Source organism: Bradyrhizobium macuxiense, from assembly GCF_001542415.1.
In the GTDB taxonomy this organism is placed as follows: Bacteria; Pseudomonadota; Alphaproteobacteria; order Rhizobiales; family Xanthobacteraceae; genus Bradyrhizobium; species Bradyrhizobium macuxiense.
Genome location: NZ_LNCU01000104.1, coordinates 54,029 through 72,779, shown reverse-complemented (window position 1 = coordinate 72,779; position 18,751 = coordinate 54,029). Strand labels below are relative to the sequence as shown.

Genomic DNA, 18,751 nt, shown 5'->3' with positions numbered 1-18,751 from the left:
AGCGAGATCGCCGGCGTGCTCAATCTGCGCGGCCGCATCGTCACCGTGGTCGACATGCGCGCCCGGCTCGGGCTGCCCGCGGCCTGCGACGGCAAGCCGATGATGGCGGTCGGTGTCGACCAGCGCGGCGAATCCTACGGTCTGCTGATCGACCAGATCGGCGAGGTGCTGCGGCTGCCCGATGCCGGCCGCGAGGACAACCCGGTCAACCTCGATCCCCGCATGGCCAAGCTCGCCGGCGGCGTCCACCGCCTCGACGGCCAACTCATGGTCGTCCTCGATGTCGATCGCGTGCTCGAATTGATGCCCAAGCTGGCTGCTGCTGCGCAATGCCCGGCCGCGAAGACGGTTGGTTCAACAAGGAGGCCAACACATGAAGACATGTCTTGTTGTCGATGATTCCAGCGTGGTGCGGAAGATTGCCCGCCGCATCCTCGAAGGAATGGATTTCTCCGTCGTAGAAGCCGAGGACGGCGCGAAAGCGCTCGAGGTTTGCAAGCGTGCGATGCCGGATGCCGTGCTGCTCGACTGGAACATGCCGGTCATGGACGGCTTCGAATTCCTCGTGCAGCTCCGCCGCATGCCCGGCGGCGATGCACCGAAAGTGGTGTTCTGCACCACCGAGAACGGCATCGATCACATCTCGCGCGCGCTGCATGCCGGCGCCAACGAGTACATCATGAAGCCGTTCGACAAGGAGATCGTCACCGCGAAATTCCAGGAAGTCGGGCTGCTCGCACTCGAACTGCCCTCCGAGGCCTGAAGCCAGTTTCATCCTTTTGCCTATGCGAGGCTCCAGTGACGCCCCCCGACTACGAGTATCTGCGTAAGCTCCTGAAGGATCATTCAGGACTCGATCTGTCCACCGACAAGCAGTATCTGATCGAAAGCCGCCTGCTTCCGCTGGCGCGCAAATGCGGCCTGTCCGGCATCCCCGATCTGGTGATGAAGATGAAGGGCGGCTCGTCCTTGCATATCGTCCAGGTGGTCGAAGCCATGACCACCAACGAGACCTTCTTCTTTCGCGACAAGATCCCGTTTGATCATTTTCGCGACATCATCATGCCGGAGCTCGTCAAGGCGCGCGCTGCGCGCAGGAGCATCCGCATCTGGTGCGCCGCCGGATCGACCGGCCAGGAGCCCTATTCGCTGGCGATGTGCCTGAAGGAGATGGGCGCGACGCTTGCGGGCTGGCGGGTCGAGATCATCGCGACCGACCTGTCCCAGGAAGTGCTGGAGAAATCGAAGGCCGGCATCTACAGCCAGTTCGAGGTGCAGCGCGGACTGCCGATCCAGATGCTGATCAAGTACTTCAAGCAATCGGGCGAGTTCTGGCAGATCAATCCCGAGTTGCGCTCCATGGTGCAGCACCGCCAACTCAATCTGCTGCATGATTTCTCGCTGCTCGGCGCCTTCGACGTGATCTTTTGCCGCAACGTGCTGATCTATTTCGACCAGGACACCAAGATCAACGTCTTCAACCGTCTTGCCAGATCGATGGACGCGGACGGCTTCCTGGTGCTGGGCGCCGCAGAGACGGTGGTCGGCCTGACCGACAGCTTCAAGCCGGTCGCCGAACGGCGCGGCCTGTACCGGCCGACGGGCGCGCGGGTGTCGGGCGGCGGCACCATGCCCAAGGCTGCCGCGATGGCGGTGGGGAATTGAGCGATGACGGACGATGGCAAGCTCGTCGAGCGCGTCACCTTCAGCCGGGGCATTGATGTCTGCATCATGGCTATCGACGGCACCTGGCGGCGTGACTGCCGGCTCAACGCCATCTCCGATACCGATGCGGCCCTCACGGTCGAAGGTTCCATTCAGGGGCTCAATCTGAAGGAGTTCTTCCTCCTGCTCTCGTCGACCGGTCTTGCCTATCGCCGCTGCGAGCTGATCCGCGTCAACGGCACCGAAATGGACGTCGGCTTCCTCAAGGGCAAGCCGGGCAAGAAGCGGCCGGTTTCCGGCGAGGCCGACAGGATCGGGGCCTGATCCGGCCGCGCTCGCTCAAGATCCGCCGTCTCTCCCAGACAACAGCGGAACAGATCGCGATCTCATGTGTTGGAGCGCTATCTGCGCGACAGCCGTGGCCGCGGGACGGGGCGGCTGTCGGACCGGCGGATCAGTTCAGGATGTGCGTCGGGGCTTCGGAATCCAGTAGCCGATCAAGTGCGGCACCGAGCCCAGCGTCACAGGCCCTCAGGGTGGTGGACGCGGCCATGTAGCGCGGCGTGACATCGTCCAGGATGAAGATGTTGTTGGCGGCGTCATGCTCGGCGAGCAAGGCTTCACGCGCAATCGCTGATTCGATCAGCCGCAGGCTCGACTGGACGTGCCCGATCAGTGCGACCAGGTCGGCTACAATCAGGTTGTAGGGATCATTGCCTTCGTCCGAGCACACCGCAACGTTATCCGCTGCTGCATTTCCCATGCATGTTTCTCCACTGCCCCCACTTTTAGGGAACGCGGTGCTACTTGTGCGTTAAGCCAACGTCCCGTACAAATACGGGTCCATTGATCGATATGGTCTAGAGACTTCTTGTGCGGTCAGGCACTTCGCTTCACCACTGATGGACGATACACATGGCTGAGAATGGCGTTCCCCGCGGGGAGATTTTCGTAGTCGACGACGATCCTGCCGTTCGCGAGACGCTGTCCGTGGTTTTGTCGACAGCCGGTTACAAGGTGATTTGCTTTGCGGATGGCGCTGCGCTGCTTTCGGTTGCGCGATCGAGGACCCCGGCCTGCATTCTGCTCGATGTCCACATTCCCGGCAAATCCGGTCTCGACATCCTGAAAGAGCTCCACGGCGAGGATTATCCGGCGCCGATCTTCATGATCTCGGGGCAGGGCGATATCGCGATGGCGGTCGGCGCCATCAAGAGCGGTGCACTGGATTTCATCGAGAAGCCGTTCCGCGGCAACGAGATCGTCAGCCGCCTGAACGAAGCGATCGATGCCTACACGCGGCGCCAGGCGGAAACCTCTGCGTCGCGCATCGCATCGCTGCATTTTCCGGGACGCGAGCCGCTGACCCGCCGCGAGCGCGAGGTCCTCGAGCAATTCACCTCCGGTGCGTCCAACAAGGAAGCCGGACGTCACCTCGGTATCAGCCCGCGCACGATCGAGGATCACCGTGCCAACATCATGAAGAAGCTCGGCGCGCGCAACGCCGCCGACCTCGTCCGCATCGTGATGACGGCGCAGCGCCAGGCCTGAATTCCGCGCGGCAGCATTCGACAGCTTCGGGCGCGACCAGATCAGCGGCGACGATCGCAAGCTCACACCTGGTCGGCGAGCGCCTTGCGGATCATCGCCGCGAGTTCCGACTTGCGATACGGCTTGGGTAGCAGCAGGACGCCCTCGTCCAGCCGGCCGTGATGGATGATCGCATTCTCCGTATAGCCCGAGGTGTACAGCACCTTCAGGTCGGGCTTCATCGTGAAAATCTGTTCGGCAAGCTGGCGGCCGTTGAGCCCCGGCATGATCACGTCGGTGAACAGCAGATCGAACGGCTTGCCGGCCGCGACGGTCGCGAGCGCTTCATTGGCGCCCGCAGCCTCCAGCGTGACGTAGCCGAGCCCGTGCAGTTGAGCGAGCACGTAGTCGCGGACCAGCTTGTCGTCCTCGACCACCAAGATCGTCTCGTTGCCGCCCACGAGCTCGAGTGATGTCGTCTCCTCGACCGCAACAGCCGCACCGGAGGCTGCCGGGAGATACATCCGGATCGTCGTTCCGTGCCCTTGCTCGCTGTAGATCTTGATGTGCCCGGCGGACTGCTTGACGAAGCCGTAGACCATGCTGAGACCGAGCCCGGTGCCCTTGCCGGTGCCCTTCGAGGTGAAGAAGGGATCGAACACCTTGTCGAGCATGTCGGCGGCAATTCCGCTTCCCGTATCGCTCACCGCGATCATGGCATAGGAGCCGGGCCGCACGTCGCCGTGCGAGCCGGCATAGGTCTCGTCGAGCACGACGGATGACGTCTCGATCGTGAGCCTGCCGCCTTGCGGCATGGCATCGCGGGCGTTGAGGGCGAGGTTGAGGAGGGCGTTGGAGAGCCGGTTGGGATCGACGACCGCCAGGCATGCTTCGTCTTCGAAAGCCGACTGGATCTCGACCTGCTCGCCGAGCGTCCGGCGCAGCAGCTTGGTCGTGTCGATGATCAATGCGTTGACGTCGATCTCGCGCGGCTCGAGCGGCTGCTTGCGGGCGAACGCCAGCAGCTGCTGGGTGAGGTCGGCGCCGCGCGACGCGGCCTCGTCGATCATTCGCGTGATCGCCGCGAGCTGCGGCTGGTTCTTCACGGCGTCGGACAGGATCTCGATCGTCCCGGTGATGACGGTGAGGATATTGTTGAAGTCGTGTGCGATGCCGCCGGTGAGCTGGCCGACCGCTTCCATTTTCTCCGACTGCCGGATCCGGTCCTCGGCGGCGATCTTCTCGGTGAGGTCGCGGATGAAGCCGTTGAACACGAAACCATCGCGGGTCTTCAGCGCCGAGATGCTCAACTCGGCGGTGAATTCGCTGCCGTCGCGACGCCAGATCTGCGCCTCGCGGCGAGGTTGGCGAACCAGTTCGCCGCCGGAGCTCAGGAACCCGGCGAGCGCCGTCCTGAGCGGACCGCCCGGCCGGCCCATCAGCTCGAAGGCGTTGCGGCCGATTGCCTCCTCGCGGGTCCAGCCGAAGATCGCCTCCGCCTGCGTATTCCAGTCGCGGATGACGCCGAACTGATTGATCTGCACGAAGGCGTCGAGCGAGCCGTCGATGATGCCCCTCGCGAGCTGTGCGCTTTCGCGCAGGCTCTCCTCGGACTTACGGCTCTCGGTCATGTCGTAGGTCGACTTGGCGATGCCGATGACGGCGCCCGACAGCGCCTTGATCGGCGCGATCGAGAGCGATACGTCGACCGTGCTGCCGTCCTTGCGCAGACGCACGGTTTCATTTTGCTCGATCCGTTCATCCCGCCCGGTCCTGCGAATGATGTCGTCCATCTCGGCGCGCCGATCCGGCGGCACGATCAGGGAGATGTTTCGGCCCACCGCCTCGTCGGCGCTGTAGCCATACAGCCGCTCGGCAGCCGGGTTCCAGCCGGTGATGGTCCCCTGGAGCGACATCGTGATGATGGCGTCGTTGGAGGATTCGACAGCCGATGCGTACAGGTGCTCGCGCTCGGCATGGTGATCGCGCGCGGCCTCGGTGCGGCGACGCTCAGCCGCCTCGCGCTCCAGCGCCACGGTCTTGGCGTTCGCCTCGTCCATCACGCGAACGAAAGCGCGCGCCAGCACGCCGGTCTCGCCGCCGGCATTGACCGGAATGGCGGCAGTCCCTTTTTCACCGACGTGCTCGACTGCGGCGGTCAATTGCGTGATCGGCCGGGTCAGAGATCGCGCGATCAGCCAGGCGAGGGCGCCCGCGCCGAGCACCGCCAGCAGGCCGACCAGGATCGAGCTGTTGCGGATCGCGGCTGCCGGCGCCATGAACACACTGTTGGGAACGGCGTTGATCACCGCGACCCATTGGCGTCCGGCCAGCAATACGGGCGCGAGCGCAACGACGCAGTCCTCTCGCATGGGGTCATTCGTGACGATCTTCGCGACGGATTGCGTCGTGCCGAGCGCGGTCGAGAGAAAAGGCAGGTCGTGCTGCCAGTTCGCCGGCGTGCCGGTCTGCGCGCCGAATTCGCGCTTGCGGTCCGGATTGACGAGATAGTTGCCCTTGGCGTCGACAACGAAGACGCGCTCGCCCGGCCGCGCCGACGCTCGGACATTGTCGAGCGCCGCACGCATGTCGGCATCGATCACGATGATCCCGAACGGCTTGCCGTCGGGTGTCCGGACCGGTTTGGCAATCGTCATGATCGCGACGTGCGGCGTCACGACGGTGCCATCGTGCTCGATCAGCCTGATCGGCGACACGTAGATGTCGCCGCCCGCAAGATTGATCGCATCACGGAAATAGGGCGCGTCGCCGACCTGCGTCAACTCCGCTTCGGGCACGATGCGTACTTCGCCGTTCGGTCCGGAGCGGTCGATCCGGACAAGTTCGCGATGACCGTCGGCGATCCCGATGAAGCGCAGCGCATAGGCCGGCTTGAGCGCCATCAACGCGGCGAACCGGTTCTCAAGTCGCTCCCGCCAGACCGCCTCTGTGGTGCCGTCGGTCGGGTCGACCCCTCCATTGAGCCGCGCGCGCATCAACCCGCCGATCGCCGTGAGACTCTGCAGGGTCGTGACATCGCCGGGAGTGGTGCGGGCGCGGACCTCGAGCACCGAGGCGGCGAATCGCGCGTCCGCTTCGATCCGCTCCATCATGCGCGGCACGATCGCCTGCTCGAGGCTGCGATAGCTGAGCCATCCGACCGCGGAAACGGCGATCGCCACCAGCGCAATCATTGCGACGGCAAGTCGGGTCGTCAGCGTCATCGGGGCCGTCGCAGCTTTCCGCCAGCCCGGGCGTGCGAGGTGACGGCCCAGCCGATACTCATGCGAATCCGCGGCCGGTTGCACGGCCGTTGCCGGCGCCCGGACCTGTGCTCCCGCTCTGCCTTGAACAAGTCCTGCAGGCGGAGAATTCGCTTGGCCGCCATGTTCCGTGACGTTCGCCTCCCGATCGACGGGCTAGGACACCCCAGCCGAATTCGAGTATATGCACGATCGACTTATAAGCCCTTTCCGGGAACTGAAACACTAGCCTATTCAGGCAACTTCGACAGATATGGGGCCGCGATAAATGACCAAAAACAAGACGCCCGACCAGCTGCGCAGCGCCCGCTGGTTCGCGCCCGACGATCTGCGCGCCTTTGGCCATCGTTCGCGCGCGATGCAGATGGGCTACGCACCGGAGGAATGGCGGGACCGGCCGGTGATCGCGATCATCAACACCTGGTCGGATGCGCAGCCCTGTCATATGCACTTCAAGAGCCGGGTCGACGACGTCAAGCGCGGCGTGCTGATGGCCGGCGGGTTTCCGATGGAGCTGCCGGCGCTGTCGCTGTCGGAATCGCTTTTGAAGCCGACCACGATGCTTTACCGCAACATGCTGGCGATGGATGCCGAGGAACTGTTGCGCGGCCATCCGGTCGACGGGGTGGTGCTGATGGGCGGCTGCGACAAGACCACGCCGGCGCTGCTGCTCGGCGCCACCAGCATGAATCTGCCCGCGATCTATCTGCCGGCCGGCCCGATGCTCAGGGGCAACTGGAAGGGGCGCACGCTGGGTTCCGGGTCGGATGCCTGGAAATACTGGGACGAGCGCCGTGCCGGGAAGATCTCCGACAAGGACTGGGTCGACATGGAGGCGGGCATCGCCCGCAGCTACGGCACCTGCATGACCATGGGCACCGCCTCGACCATGACCGCGATCGCGGAGTCGATCGGCATGACGTTGCCCGGTGCTTCCTCGATTCCTGCGGCTGACGCCAACCACATCCGCATGAGCTCGGAAGCCGGCCGGCGCATCGTCGAGATGGTGTGGGAGGATCTGACGCCGCAAAAGATCCAGACGCGACAGGCGTTCGAGAACGCGATCACGGTCGCGATGGCGATGGGCTGCTCGACCAACGCGATCATCCATCTGATCGCGCAGGCGCGCCGCGCCGGGCAGGATATTTCGCTCGACGATTTCGAGACGGCGAGCCGCAAGGTGCCGGTGATCGCCAATGTGCGGCCGAGCGGCGATCGCTATTTGATGGAGGATTTCTTCTACGCCGGCGGGCTGCCCGGCCTGATGAGCCGGATCAAGGACCATCTGCATCTCGGCTGCATGACCGCATCGGGCAAGACGCTCGGCGAGAACATTGCTGACGCCGAGGTCTATAATGACGACGTCATCCGCGACGTCGCCAATCCGATCTACAAGGAAGGCGCGCTCGCGGTCCTGAAGGGCAATCTCGCGCCCGACGGCTGCGTGATCAAACCGTCCGCGTGCGATCCGCGATTCCTCAAGCACACCGGGCCAGCGCTGGTGTTCGACGACTATCCGTCGATGAAGAAGGCGGTCGACGATCCCGATCTCGACGTCACGGCGGACCATGTGCTGATCCTGCGCAATGCGGGGCCGCAGGGCGGGCCGGGCATGCCGGAATGGGGCATGCTGCCGATCCCGACCAAGCTCGTGAAGCAGGGCGTGCGGGACATGGTGCGGCTGTCGGATGCGCGCATGAGCGGCACCAGCTACGGCGCCTGCATCCTGCACGTCTCGCCGGAATCCTTCATCGGCGGCCCGCTGTCGCTGGTGCGGAACGGCGACCGTATCACGATCGATGTCGCCGCGCGCACCATCAATCTCGATGTGCCGGAGGCGGAGCTGGCGAAACGCCGTGCCGCATGGCGCGCGCCCGAGCGCCGCTTCGAGCGCGGCTACGGCTGGATGTTCTCCAGGCACATCAAGCAGGCCAATGAAGGCTGCGATTTCGATTTCCTCGAGACTGGCTTCGGCAAGCCGGTCGGCGAGCCGTCGATCTATTAGTCACTGTCGTTCCGGGGCGCGAAGCGAACCCCAATGCGCAATTGCGCATTGTGGAACCTCGAGATTCCGGGTTCGATGCTGCGCATCGCCCCGGAATGACAATCGGGATAAATTTCATGTCAAAACTCAGCGACACCACCCGCAACAAGCTGAAATCCGTCTCCACGGCCACTGTGGCGACCGCGCTGTTCAAGCGCGGCTTCCGCATCCAGGCGATCCAGGATGTCCATCCCTTGAGCGGGGATCAGCCGACCATGATCGGTGAAGCCTTCACGCTGCGCTACATGCCGGCGCGCGAGGACCTCAACAAGATCGAGGTGTTCCGCGATCGCTCGCATCCGCAGCGCAAGGCGATCGAGGATTGCCCGCCGGGTGCCGTGCTGGTGATGGACAGCCGCAAGGACGCGCGTGCTGCCTCGGCCGGCGCGATCCTGGTGACGCGGTTGATGAAGCGCGGCTGCGCTGGCGTCGTCACCGATGGCGGCTTTCGCGACGCGGCCGAGATCGCAAGGCTAGGCTTTCCCGCCTTCCATCACCGGCCCAGCGCGCCGACCAATCTCACGCTGCATCAGGCGATCGAGATCAACGTGCCGATCGGGTGCGGCGACGCGCCGGTGTTTCCCGGCGACGTGATCCTCGGCGACAGCGACGGCGTCATCGTCATCCCTGCGCACCTCGCCGACGAGATCGCGGACGAGACCTTCGAGATGACTGCATTCGAGGATTTCGTCACCGAGGAAGTCCACAAGGGCCGCAGCATCCTCGGCCTCTATCCGGCGACCGACGAGCAGACGCTGAAGGATTTCGCGGTCTGGCGGAAGGCGAAGGGGCGGTAGCTGACGGCACACATTCTACCGTCGTGCTGGCGAAAGCCAGGACCCATAACCACAGGCGGTTATTTGGCGAAGGCTGGCAGTGATTAATCGCGTGAGACGAGCATCGCGGCTCATTGCTCGATCACGCGGTATGGGTCCTGGCTTTCGCCAGGACGACGATGGGGAGGGGGCTGCATTAAACCCCGCTGACTATCGCTACACTTCCGCCTGCTCGGCCATCCTCATCGTCCACAGCGCAAACGCGTAGACGATCGCGACTTCGTCGAGGCGGTTGAACCGGCCGGAGGCGCCGCCGTGGCCGGCGCCCATGTTGGTCCGCAGCAGCACCGGGCCGCCGCCTGTCATGGTGGCGCGCATCCGCGCGATCCATTTCGCCGGCTCCCAATAGGTGACGCGCGGATCGGTCAATCCACTCATCGCGAGGATCGCAGGATAATGCTTCGCCGCGACATTGTCGTAGGGCGAGTAGGACAGGATGGTGCGGAAGTCCTTCTCGCTCTCGATCGGGTTGCCCCATTCCGGCCATTCCGGCGGCGTGAGCGGCAGCGTGTCGTCGAGCATGGTGTTGAGCACGTCGACGAACGGCACCTCGGCGACGATGCCGGCGAACAGTTCACCGGCGCGGTTGGCAACCGCGCCCATCAGCATGCCGCCGGCCGAGCCGCCATGGCCGACGATGCGCTTGGCATTGGTGTATTTGGCGTCGATCAGCGCACGCCCGGCGGCGGCGAAATCGTCGAACGTGTGGACCTTCTTCTCGCGCTTGCCGTCTAGATACCAGCCCCAGCCCTTGTCGGCGCCGCCGCGGATATGCGCGATCGCATAGACGAAACCGCGGTCGACCAGCGACAGCCGGTTGGCGGCGAATGACGCCGGCATCGCCATGCCGTAGGCGCCGTAGCCGTAGAGCAGCAGCGGCGCCTTGCCGTCGCGCACGAAGTCCTTGCGGTGCAGGATCGAGACCGGAACCTGCGCGCCGTCATGTGAGGTGGCCATGATGCGCGTGGTGACGTAGTCCGCCGGGTTGTGGCCGGACGGAATCTCCTGCTGCTTGCGCAGCACCCGGGTCCGTTTCACCATGTCGTAGTCAAAGACTTCCGACGGCGTCGTCATCGACGAATAGGAAAAGCGCAGGTTCGTGGTCTCGAACTCGTAGCTGCCCATCGTGTCGAGCGAATAGGCCGCTTCGTCGAAGGCGATCGCGTGCTCCTCGCCGCTCTTGAGGTCGCGGATGACGATCGCCGGCAGCGCGTTGGCGCGCTCCAGCCGCACCATGTGGCCGGCATAGAGCTCGACATCGAGCACGTAGATGCCTTCGCGATACGGGATCAGGTCGCGCCAGTTGGTGCGCTCGGGAGACGCCAGCGGCGCGGTCACCACCTTGAAGTCGATGGCGTCGTCGGCATTGGTGAGGATATAGAGCTCGTCGCCGCGGTCGGCGATCGAATACTGCACGCCTTCCTCGCGCGTCGCGACCAGCCGCGGCGGTGCGTCGGGATTGGCGAGATCGATCAGCCGCTGCTCCGAAGTCTCGTGATCGCCGCCGGCGATCACGCAGAAGCGGCCGCTCGAACTTTCGTGCAGATGGGTGAACCAGCCGGGATCCTGTTCTTCGTAGACGAGGGTGTCGTCGGCCTGTTTGGTGCCGAGCCTGTGCCGCCACACCTGCATCGGGCGATGATTGTCGTCGAGCTTGACGTAGAAGAAGCTCTTCGAATCGGCGGCCCAGACCACGCCGCCGTCGGTCTCCTCGACGCAATCGTCGAGATCGCCGCCGGAGGCCCAGTCGCGCACCCGGATGGAAAAATACTCGGAGCCCTTGGTGTCGGCGCTCCAGGCGTGCAGCCGGTGGTCGTTGGAATGCCGGCTGCCGCCGAACCTGAAGTAGTCATGGTCCTTTGCCAGCGCGTCGCCGTCGAGCACGACGTGAGCGTCACCGCCATCGCGCGGCGTCCGGCAGAACAGCTCATGCTGGCCACCTTCGCGGAACTTCCTGAAATAGGCGAAGGGGCCATCCGGCGAAGGTACGCTGGAATCGTCTTCCTTGATCCGGCCGCGCATCTCCTTGACGAGCTGCTTCTGCAAGCCAGCGGTGTGGCCGAGCAGGGCCTCGGTATAGCTGTTCTCTTCTTCCAGATATTTGCGGATGTCGGGATCGAGGATCGAAGGATCGCGCAGCACCTCCTGCCACTTCGGATCCTTGATCCACGCATAATCGTCCGTCACCGTGATGCCGTGGGTGGTGAAGCTATGCGGCCGGCGCGGCGCGACGGGCGGCGATGTCTTGGTGGCGGATTGGGTCACACGATCCTCATTCTGCGGGGGCATCGTCTTATATCGGGATGAATGTGGCGATTGCCAGATGGGTTCTGCCGTCATTGCGAGGAGCGAAGCTACGAAGCGATCCATTCTATCCCCCACGGGGAGGGGATGGATTGCTTCGCGGAGCCTGTCATCGGGCGCGCGTTCGCGCGACCCGTTGGCTCGCAATGACGGCGCTGGAAGCTACCCGTTCCTCAGCTTTGCACCCGCATTGTCGCCGGACATCGGAATCTGGTTCACCGCCAGCACCACGGCGAAGGTGATCACCAGCATCGCGATGCCGAGCACGGCGATCGCGGCGAGGTCGCCGCCTTCATTGAGGTCGTAGATCAGGACCGACAGCACCTTGGTCTGCGAGGTGAACAGCACGATCGCGGCCGAGAGTTCTCGCATCACGCCGATGAAGATGAAGCACCAGGTCGCGATCACGCCGGTGCGCAACAGCGGCGCGGTGATCTGGCGCAGCGCCTGCAACCGCGTCGCGCCGAGGATGCGGCTCGCCTCCTCGAGCTCGGGATGGATCGTTGCGAACGCCGCCTGCAATTGCTGATAGGCCGAGGGCAGATTGATGGTGAGGAACGCTAGCAGCAGGATCCACAGTGTGCCGTAGAGCACGAAGGGCGGTCGCGTGTAGCTCAGGAACAGGCCGACACCGAGCACGATGCCGGGGACGGCGACCGGCGCGGTGGCGAGGAAGCCGAGCATGCGATGGCCCGCGATCGCCCGCCGCGTCGTCACATAGGCGATGACGAGCGCGAGGATGGTGCCGATCGTCGCGGTCGCGGTGCCCAGGATCACGGTGTTCTTCAGCGCAAGCTGGGTCGATGACAGCTCCGTGAACACGAAGACGATGTTGTGCAGCGTCAGCGTCGACGGCGTCACCAGCGTGGTGGCATTCGGCGAGAACGCGGCATTGAGCAACGCGAGATAGGGCAGGAACACCGGGTTGAGCAGCACCAGAAGGCAGAAGCCGAGTGCTATCAAGCGCCAGCCTTTCAATTCCACCCGGCGCGGCGCGCCATATTTGCCGCCGATCACCGAATAGCCGCGACGCCCGAGCAGGAACTTCTGCCCCTGCAGCAGCGGGATCGTCAGCAACAGCAGCGGCATGGCCGCCGCCGCGGCCAGCTCCAGTTTCGGCGGGTACTGGAACAGGCTCCAGATCTTGGTCGTCATGGTGTGGAAGCCGGCCGGCAGCGCCAGGATCGCGGGCGAGCCGAACAGCGTCATCGCCTGCAGGAACGCGATCAGCGCGCCGGCGACCAGCGCGGGCAGCGCGAGCGGAATCGTGATCCGCCGCGCCGTGGTCCAGGCGTTGCCCCCGAGGATCGCGGAGGCGTCCTCCAGCTCACCCGGCATGGTGTCGAGCGCATTCGCCACCAGCACGAAGACGAACGGGAAGGTGTAGCAGGAGATCACGAAGATGATCCCGGTCAGCGAATAGATGTTGAACAGCGCATCCGCATCCTCGCCGGCGAACAGCCGGTAGAGCTGGTTCAGCAGCCCCGAATTCGGTGCCGCCAGCAATTCCCACGCGATCGCGCCGAGGAACGGCGGCGTCACGAAGGACGCCGTCACCAGCGCGCGGATGATCTGCCGGCCCGGCATGTCGGTGCGGGACACCAGCCAGCCGATCGGCGCCGCGATCGCGCAGCAGATCACGGCCGACGTGACCGCGATGATCGCGGTCGTCAGCAGCGGATCGAGGAAGTCGGGATTGCTGAACAGGGTGACGAAGTTCTGCAGCGTCAGGTGCCGATTCTTGTCGGTGAAGGCGTACACCGCAAGCCACGACAGCGGCAGCAGGATCAGAAGCATTAGCACGGCGGCGAACAGCCAGAGGACGGGGCGCGTCCAGTCGATGCGAGGTTTTGCGGCGGGGGAGGTGGTGAGGGTCATGTAAAAGACCACCCTCTGTCATTCCGGGCCCCGCAGAGCGCGAGCCCGGAATCCATAACCACGATCGTGAGTATGGATTCCGGGCCTGCGCCAAGAGGCGCATCCCGGAATGACGAAGGATGTGAGAGCCGGGGCATCTAAACCCTGAACAGCCGCGCGTAGCGCGTCTTGATCTCTTCGGTCATCGCCTCGACGCCGGCCGGATCCTCCTTCATCAGCTTGATGTCGGAGAGCTTGCGCCGACCCGCCTTCGGCTGCACTTGCGCGTGCACCGAATACTGTCCGGTGAAGTCGACGAAGAACTGCTGGGTCTCGCGGGTGTGCAGCCAGGCCTGGAACAGCTTTGCGGCGTTGGGATGCGGTGCGCCGGCGAAGATGCCAGTTGGACCCGAGATCGTCGGTGTGCCCTCGGTCGGGTAGACCGGCTCGACCGGCTGGCCGGCTTCCTTCAGCAGCACGATGCCGTATTCATTACCGTCGGCCATCACGGCGCGTTCGCCGAGCGACAGCTTCTTCGGCGGATCGGTCGAGGACTGCACCTGCATCACGCGCTGCTTGGACAGCTTCTCCAGATAGGGCCAGCCGAGCTCGCGCACGAGCTGGAACGTCGTCGTCATGATGGTGCCGCTATAGGCCGGGTGGCCCTTTACCATCTTGCCCGCCCATTTCGGGTCGAGCAGGTCGGCAAAGCTCTTCGGTGCGTCCTCCGCCTTCACCAGATTGGTGTTGTAGGCGATCGACGACAGCCACAGCCGCGTCGTCACGGCCATGCCGTCGGGATCGCGGTAGCTGTCCGGAAAATATTTCGCGACATCCTCCGGCACGAATGGCATCAGCCAGCCGCTTTTCTTCCAGGGAATGAAGTGCGAGGCATCGGCGCTGTTGATGACGTCGGCGGCGTGAATGTTGGAGCCGTATTCCTGGGCGACACGCTGGAACAGCCGCTCCGAGCCGGAGCGCTCGATCTGCACGGTGATACCGGGATAAGCGGTCTCGAATGCCTTGCCGAGTTTCTCGCCGACCGGCAGGTCCATCGAGGAATAGAAGACGAGCTTGCCTTCCTTGGTCGCGGCGGCGACGAGGTCAGGCGTGATCGCAGTGGGCTCGGGCGCCGCGGCGCGTACCGGAGACGCAAACACAGCGTCGAGTGCAAGCGCCGCCGAGCTTTTCAGGACATCGCGTCTGGAAATCTGCTTCCGCATCGTGTCCTCTCGTTTCTTGTTTTGTTATCGGCTGAGCGCGCGGCAGCGCTCGGGCGGCAGCGTCAGCCAGACCTCGCTACCCTTCTCGACCGCGGTTTCGGTCGGCGTGCTGACCCGCAACGACGTGCCGTCCGGCGTCTCCACCATGTAGTCGCGGTTCATGCCGAGATAGACCTGACGGGTCACAATGGCCTTCAGCGTATTCTGCTGCGCGGCAGGTGCGCGCATCGCGAGCTGGATCTCATGCTGGCGGATCGCGACTGGCGCGCTCTGGCCGGGCACAAGCTTCGCGCCAACCACCTGCAGCGTCGCGCCGGCAAACTCCACATGGGTTCCGTCGCGCGCGGTGCCCTTGATCACGTTGGCCGCGCCGATGAAGCGCGCGACGAATTCGGATTCGGGGCGCGCATAGATGTCCTCGGGGCTGCCGAGCTGGTCGATCTTGCCGGCATTCATCACCGCGATCAGGTCGGCGGTGGTCATCGCTTCGGACTGGTCGTGGGTCACGTAGACGGTGGTGTAGCGATATTCGTCATGCAGCCTGCGGATCTCGAAGCGCATCTCTTCGCGCAAATTTGCGTCCAGATTCGATAGCGGCTCGTCGAGCAGCAGCGTTTCGGGGCCGACGATCAAGGCACGCGCCAACGCGACGCGCTGCTGCTGGCCGCCGGAGAGCTCACCGGGATAGCGCTGCGCCAGCGGCTCGAGCTTGGTCGTCGCCAGGATCGCCGCGAGCTTCCTTGCGATGGTGTCGCGATCGGCCTTGCGCAGCCGCAGGCCATAGACGATGTTCTCGGCCACCGTCATGTGCGGCCACAGCGCGTAGCTCTGAAAGATCATCGACATGTTGCGCTGCTCGGGCGGCAGTGTGCGCGTCCTCGAGGAGACCAGCCGGTCGCCGACGCGGATCTCGCCGTCGGACGGTTCGAGGAAACCGGCGATCAGCCGCAGCGTCGTGGTCTTGCCGCAGCCGGATGGCCCGAGCAGGCAGACCAGTTGCCCGTGATCGATTGTGAGAGAGACGTCATCGACTGCGACAAACGATCCGAATCGCTTGATGAGGCCGCGCAATTCCACCGACGCCAAGCGATCCCCTCCATTTCACATTGTCGCAGGGAACGGTGCCCGGCTGTTGCGGGCAGTAAAGCGGAAAACAGTCGGAACGGAAAGTGTTGCAGGCTTAGTAATGCGTCGTATGCAATCCATCCCCGTCGTCCCTGCGCAAAGGCTTCGCCTTTGTCGCTGGAGGAGCGTGCTCTTGCGCGCGTCTCGAAGGATGCACGGCCTGGATTTCCGCGTGTTCAGAACCGCTCGCGGTGAGAGCCCGGCCGTCGATCCTTCGAGACGGCCGCTTTGCGGCCTCCTCGGGATGACGGGTCGGGCATGCGCGTCTGCAATTCTGGATCTACTCGATAGAACCTACGCCGTCACGTTCTCGCCCAGCCACTGCACCGCGGCGTCTGTTCCGCCTTTGCCGTGCGGAATCTTCAGCGCGTTGAGCGCGACCTCGACGACGCCGAGTGTGCCCAGCACCATCGGCGCGTTGACGTGGCCCATATGGGCGATGCGGAACGCCTGGCCATGCAGGTCGCCGATGCCGGTGCCGAGCACCACGCCGCATTTCTCCTTGGCGTAGCGCTGGATCGCGGCGGGGTCGGCGCCCTTCACGGTCACGGTCGTCACTGTGTTGGAACGCTCGGCGGGTTCATCGATGTTGAAGCCCAGCACCTGGCCCTCGGCCCACACTGCGACCGCGCGACGCACGGCTTCGCCCAGCAGCCGGTGACGCTCGAACGCGTTCTCCAGCCCTTCGGCGTGCAGCATGTTGATCGCCTCGCGCAGCGCGAACAGCAGATGCACCGGCGCGGTGCCGGCATATTTGCGGTAGTGTTCTGAGCCCTCGCGCTCGGTCCAGTCCCAGTAGGGCGTGCGCAAATCGGCTTTCTTGTGCGCGTCCCACGCGCGGTCGTTGGCGGCGACGAAGCCGAGGCCGGGCGGTGTCATCAGGCCCTTCTGCGAGCCCGACATCGCGACGTCGATGCCCCATTTGTCCATCTCGAACTGCGTGCAGCCGAGCGAGGCCACGGTGTCGACCATGAACAGCGCGGGATGGCCGGAAGCCTTGATCACCTTGCCGATCGCCTCGACGTCGTTGTAGGCGCCCGACGCAGTGTCGACCTGCACGGCAAGGATCGCCTTGATCTTGTGTTCCTTGTCGCGCTGCAGCCGCTCCGCGACCTCGGCGGGCCGGATCGCGCGGCGCCAGTCGCCCTTCAGCACCTCAACCTCGGCACCCATCGCGGCCGCGGCCTGGCCCCAGCCGATCGCGAAACGGCCGCTCTCCAGCACCAGCACCTTGTCGCCGCGCGACAGCACGTTGGAGAGCGTCGCCTCCCAGGCACCGTGGCCGTTGGAGATGTAGATGTAGGATTTGCCCTTGGTGGCGAACAGTTTCGAGAGATCGCGCAGCAGGCTCTCGGTCAATTCGACCATCTCGGTGGAGTAGATGTCGAGCGCCGGGCGATGCATCGCCTGCAGCACCTGATCAGGCATCGTGGTGGGCCCGGGGATGGCCAGAAATTCCCGGCCCGCGCGAACGGTCATCTTCTTGTTCCTTATGGGTAAAACGCGGAATCAAGCGTGTGTGGGGTCAAGGCCGGAGAATATTCCATCGAGGCCGCGATTGCGAGCATGGCGAAGCAATCCAGAGCTTCAAAAACTGCGGAGCGGCCGTGCTATTTTCCGATCGCTTCGACGACTGCGTGCCAGACCTGGTCCTTGAATTCGGTCGCCGCCGGGCTTGGAATCTGCTCGACCGTGCCATGGTGCTTCTTGCAGGCTTCGACCAGGCGGAGCACCCAGATCTCGCCGTCGGTGAAATAGGGATCGCCGCCGCCATTGCGGCCGGCCAGTGTCGGGCCGACCCCGGTGACTTGATATTTCGCAGTGACCAGGCCGGCGGACTCGAGATCAGTGGCGAGCAGCGCGCGCTCGGCGTCGAGGTCGGGCGCGATGTGGTGGGTCACGGCGCCGGTGTAGTGACTGACACCGACGCCACGATCGAGTGTCGCAGCGCCGAGCCAGACCGGACGCTTCTCCTCGCCCGAATCGAGCACCTTCCAGAACCGCACATGGTTGCGGCGATCCGCGCTCGTTCCGACCGGCCTCTCGAAGGCGAGGTCCTCGCGCCTGCCGAGATAGAACAGGTTGCTGACCGGCGCATCCTTGTAGGGCCGGTCGAGCAGCACGCTGCCGACGATCTCGATCGAGGATTTCAGGGTGATCCGGTCGGCCGGATACCAGCCGGCCTCATGCATCGCGCACACCACGTCGGCGAGATCGCCGATCAGCCCGATATTCATCGGGTCACCGGGAATGCCTTGCGCGGTGTGCGTCACCATCGGCAGGTCGGCCAGTCCCTTCTGATGCTCGTAGTGCTTCCAGATCTCCGGCAGCACCAGATAGGCCGCGACCAGATACGTCACCACGAAGAATAGCAGCGCCATCGCGACGCGCCTGATGCGGTGGCGCCGGTGCGCTGCTTGCGGATCGTGTCGGGTGTCAGTCACGGGGTACAGCCCGTCCGCGGGCGCTCTTCACCTCCCCCGCAAGCGGGAGAGGGGGGCGCACTGTCGATGCGACTAGAAATCAAACTCATTCAAACGTCAGCGCCGCGTCTCGCGGCAGCCGGCGGCCTCGGCTTCCTCGACCGAGCAGAACCAGCGCGTGCCCTTGCTGATCTTCATCTCGATCCGCGCGTACCAGCGGCTGGTCGGCTTGTGATAGATGCATTCGCCGGAGCGATTGACGTTGCCCTTGATGGTGCAGTCGGGCGAGGGCGCGACCGGGCCGGAGGCCGATGCGAGCAGGATCGCGTGGGCGCCCTCCGGCGGCTTCACGGAGCCGAGGATCGGCGTCTTCTTGTTGCGCACGCGCCAGTCCCACGGTGCGATGAACGCACCCTGCCACATCCCGGCCTTGGCCTCGCGCGCCGCCTTCTGGTCCGGTTCATAGTCGTGCGAGAGGCGG

General features: G+C 64.5%; 15 protein-coding genes and 1 pseudogene. 7 read left to right on the top strand and 9 right to left on the bottom strand.

The features are described from left to right. The 4 genes from AS156_RS31070 to AS156_RS31055 form a co-directional block, all read left to right on the top strand. On the top strand, positions 1 to 399 hold a 399-nt coding region (locus AS156_RS31070), incomplete at its 5' end, for a chemotaxis protein CheW (RefSeq protein WP_245313147.1). Beyond that, positions 374 to 763 (top strand): response regulator, encoded by a 390-nt coding sequence (locus tag AS156_RS31065; protein ID WP_066512922.1) that lies wholly within the window; start codon positions 374 to 376, stop codon positions 761 to 763. The genes AS156_RS31070 and AS156_RS31065, both read left to right, overlap by 26 nt. Positions 764 to 798: 35 nt before the next feature. After that, on the top strand, positions 799 to 1,665 hold the full coding sequence (locus AS156_RS31060; protein ID WP_066512919.1) for a CheR family methyltransferase: 867 nt from the start codon (positions 799 to 801) through the stop codon (positions 1,663 to 1,665). Positions 1,666 to 1,668: 3 nt separating this feature from the next. Further along, complete coding sequence (locus AS156_RS31055; protein WP_066512913.1) at positions 1,669 to 1,989, top strand: pilus assembly protein PilZ; 321 nt, start codon at positions 1,669 to 1,671, stop codon at positions 1,987 to 1,989. Between the two features lie 130 nt (positions 1,990 to 2,119). On the opposite strand, the gene AS156_RS31050 is transcribed toward AS156_RS31055, so the two are convergent. Continuing rightward, positions 2,120 to 2,428: a hypothetical protein gene (locus AS156_RS31050; protein WP_066512911.1), complete on the bottom strand. Its 309-nt coding sequence runs from the start codon at positions 2,426 to 2,428 to the stop codon at positions 2,120 to 2,122. A 152-nt stretch (positions 2,429 to 2,580) separates the two neighbouring features. On the opposite strand from AS156_RS31050, the gene AS156_RS31045 reads away from it, so the two are divergent. After that, positions 2,581 to 3,216 (top strand): response regulator transcription factor, encoded by a 636-nt coding sequence (locus AS156_RS31045; protein ID WP_066512909.1) that lies wholly within the window; start codon positions 2,581 to 2,583, stop codon positions 3,214 to 3,216. Between the two features lie 62 nt (positions 3,217 to 3,278). On the opposite strand, the gene AS156_RS31040 is transcribed toward AS156_RS31045, so the two are convergent. Further along, positions 3,279 to 6,419, bottom strand: a complete 3,141-nt coding sequence (locus AS156_RS31040) for a PAS domain S-box protein (protein ID WP_066512907.1) — start codon at positions 6,417 to 6,419, stop codon at positions 3,279 to 3,281. 307 nt (positions 6,420 to 6,726) lie between these two features. Between AS156_RS31040 and araD the strand changes: the two genes are divergently transcribed. After that, entirely contained in the window at positions 6,727 to 8,463 is a 1,737-nt protein-coding gene (gene araD, locus AS156_RS31035) for an L-arabinonate dehydratase (protein ID WP_066512904.1), read from the top strand. 116 nt (positions 8,464 to 8,579) lie between these two features. Then, complete coding sequence (locus AS156_RS31030) at positions 8,580 to 9,299, top strand: ribonuclease activity regulator RraA (protein WP_066512902.1); 720 nt, start codon at positions 8,580 to 8,582, stop codon at positions 9,297 to 9,299. A gap of 195 nt (positions 9,300 to 9,494) precedes the next feature. Here AS156_RS31030 and AS156_RS31025 read toward each other — a convergent pair whose 3' ends face one another. From AS156_RS31025 to AS156_RS45155, 7 genes and pseudogenes are all read right to left on the bottom strand, one after another. Continuing rightward, on the bottom strand, positions 9,495 to 11,627 hold the full coding sequence (locus tag AS156_RS31025; protein WP_430641824.1) for a S9 family peptidase: 2,133 nt from the start codon (positions 11,625 to 11,627) through the stop codon (positions 9,495 to 9,497). 177 nt (positions 11,628 to 11,804) lie between these two features. Then, a complete protein-coding gene (locus AS156_RS31020) occupies positions 11,805 to 13,520 on the bottom strand; it encodes an ABC transporter permease (RefSeq protein ID WP_066512896.1) in 1,716 nt (571 codons plus the stop codon). 137 nt (positions 13,521 to 13,657) lie between these two features. Further along, on the bottom strand, positions 13,658 to 14,722 hold the full coding sequence (locus AS156_RS31015; protein ID WP_066512891.1) for an ABC transporter substrate-binding protein: 1,065 nt from the start codon (positions 14,720 to 14,722) through the stop codon (positions 13,658 to 13,660). Between the two features lie 24 nt (positions 14,723 to 14,746). Next, positions 14,747 to 15,799: an ABC transporter ATP-binding protein gene (locus tag AS156_RS31010; protein WP_245313150.1), complete on the bottom strand. Its 1,053-nt coding sequence runs from the start codon at positions 15,797 to 15,799 to the stop codon at positions 14,747 to 14,749. 342 nt (positions 15,800 to 16,141) lie between these two features. After that, positions 16,142 to 17,326, bottom strand: a complete 1,185-nt coding sequence (locus tag AS156_RS31005; RefSeq protein ID WP_066512886.1) for a pyridoxal-phosphate-dependent aminotransferase family protein — start codon at positions 17,324 to 17,326, stop codon at positions 16,142 to 16,144. Between the two features lie 131 nt (positions 17,327 to 17,457). Further along, positions 17,458 to 18,291, bottom strand: a complete 834-nt coding sequence (locus AS156_RS31000; protein WP_066512883.1) for an LssY C-terminal domain-containing protein — start codon at positions 18,289 to 18,291, stop codon at positions 17,458 to 17,460. Between the two features lie 96 nt (positions 18,292 to 18,387). Continuing rightward, positions 18,388 to 18,751 (bottom strand): annotated as a pseudogene (locus AS156_RS45155) (sunset domain-containing protein); the annotation flags it as partial.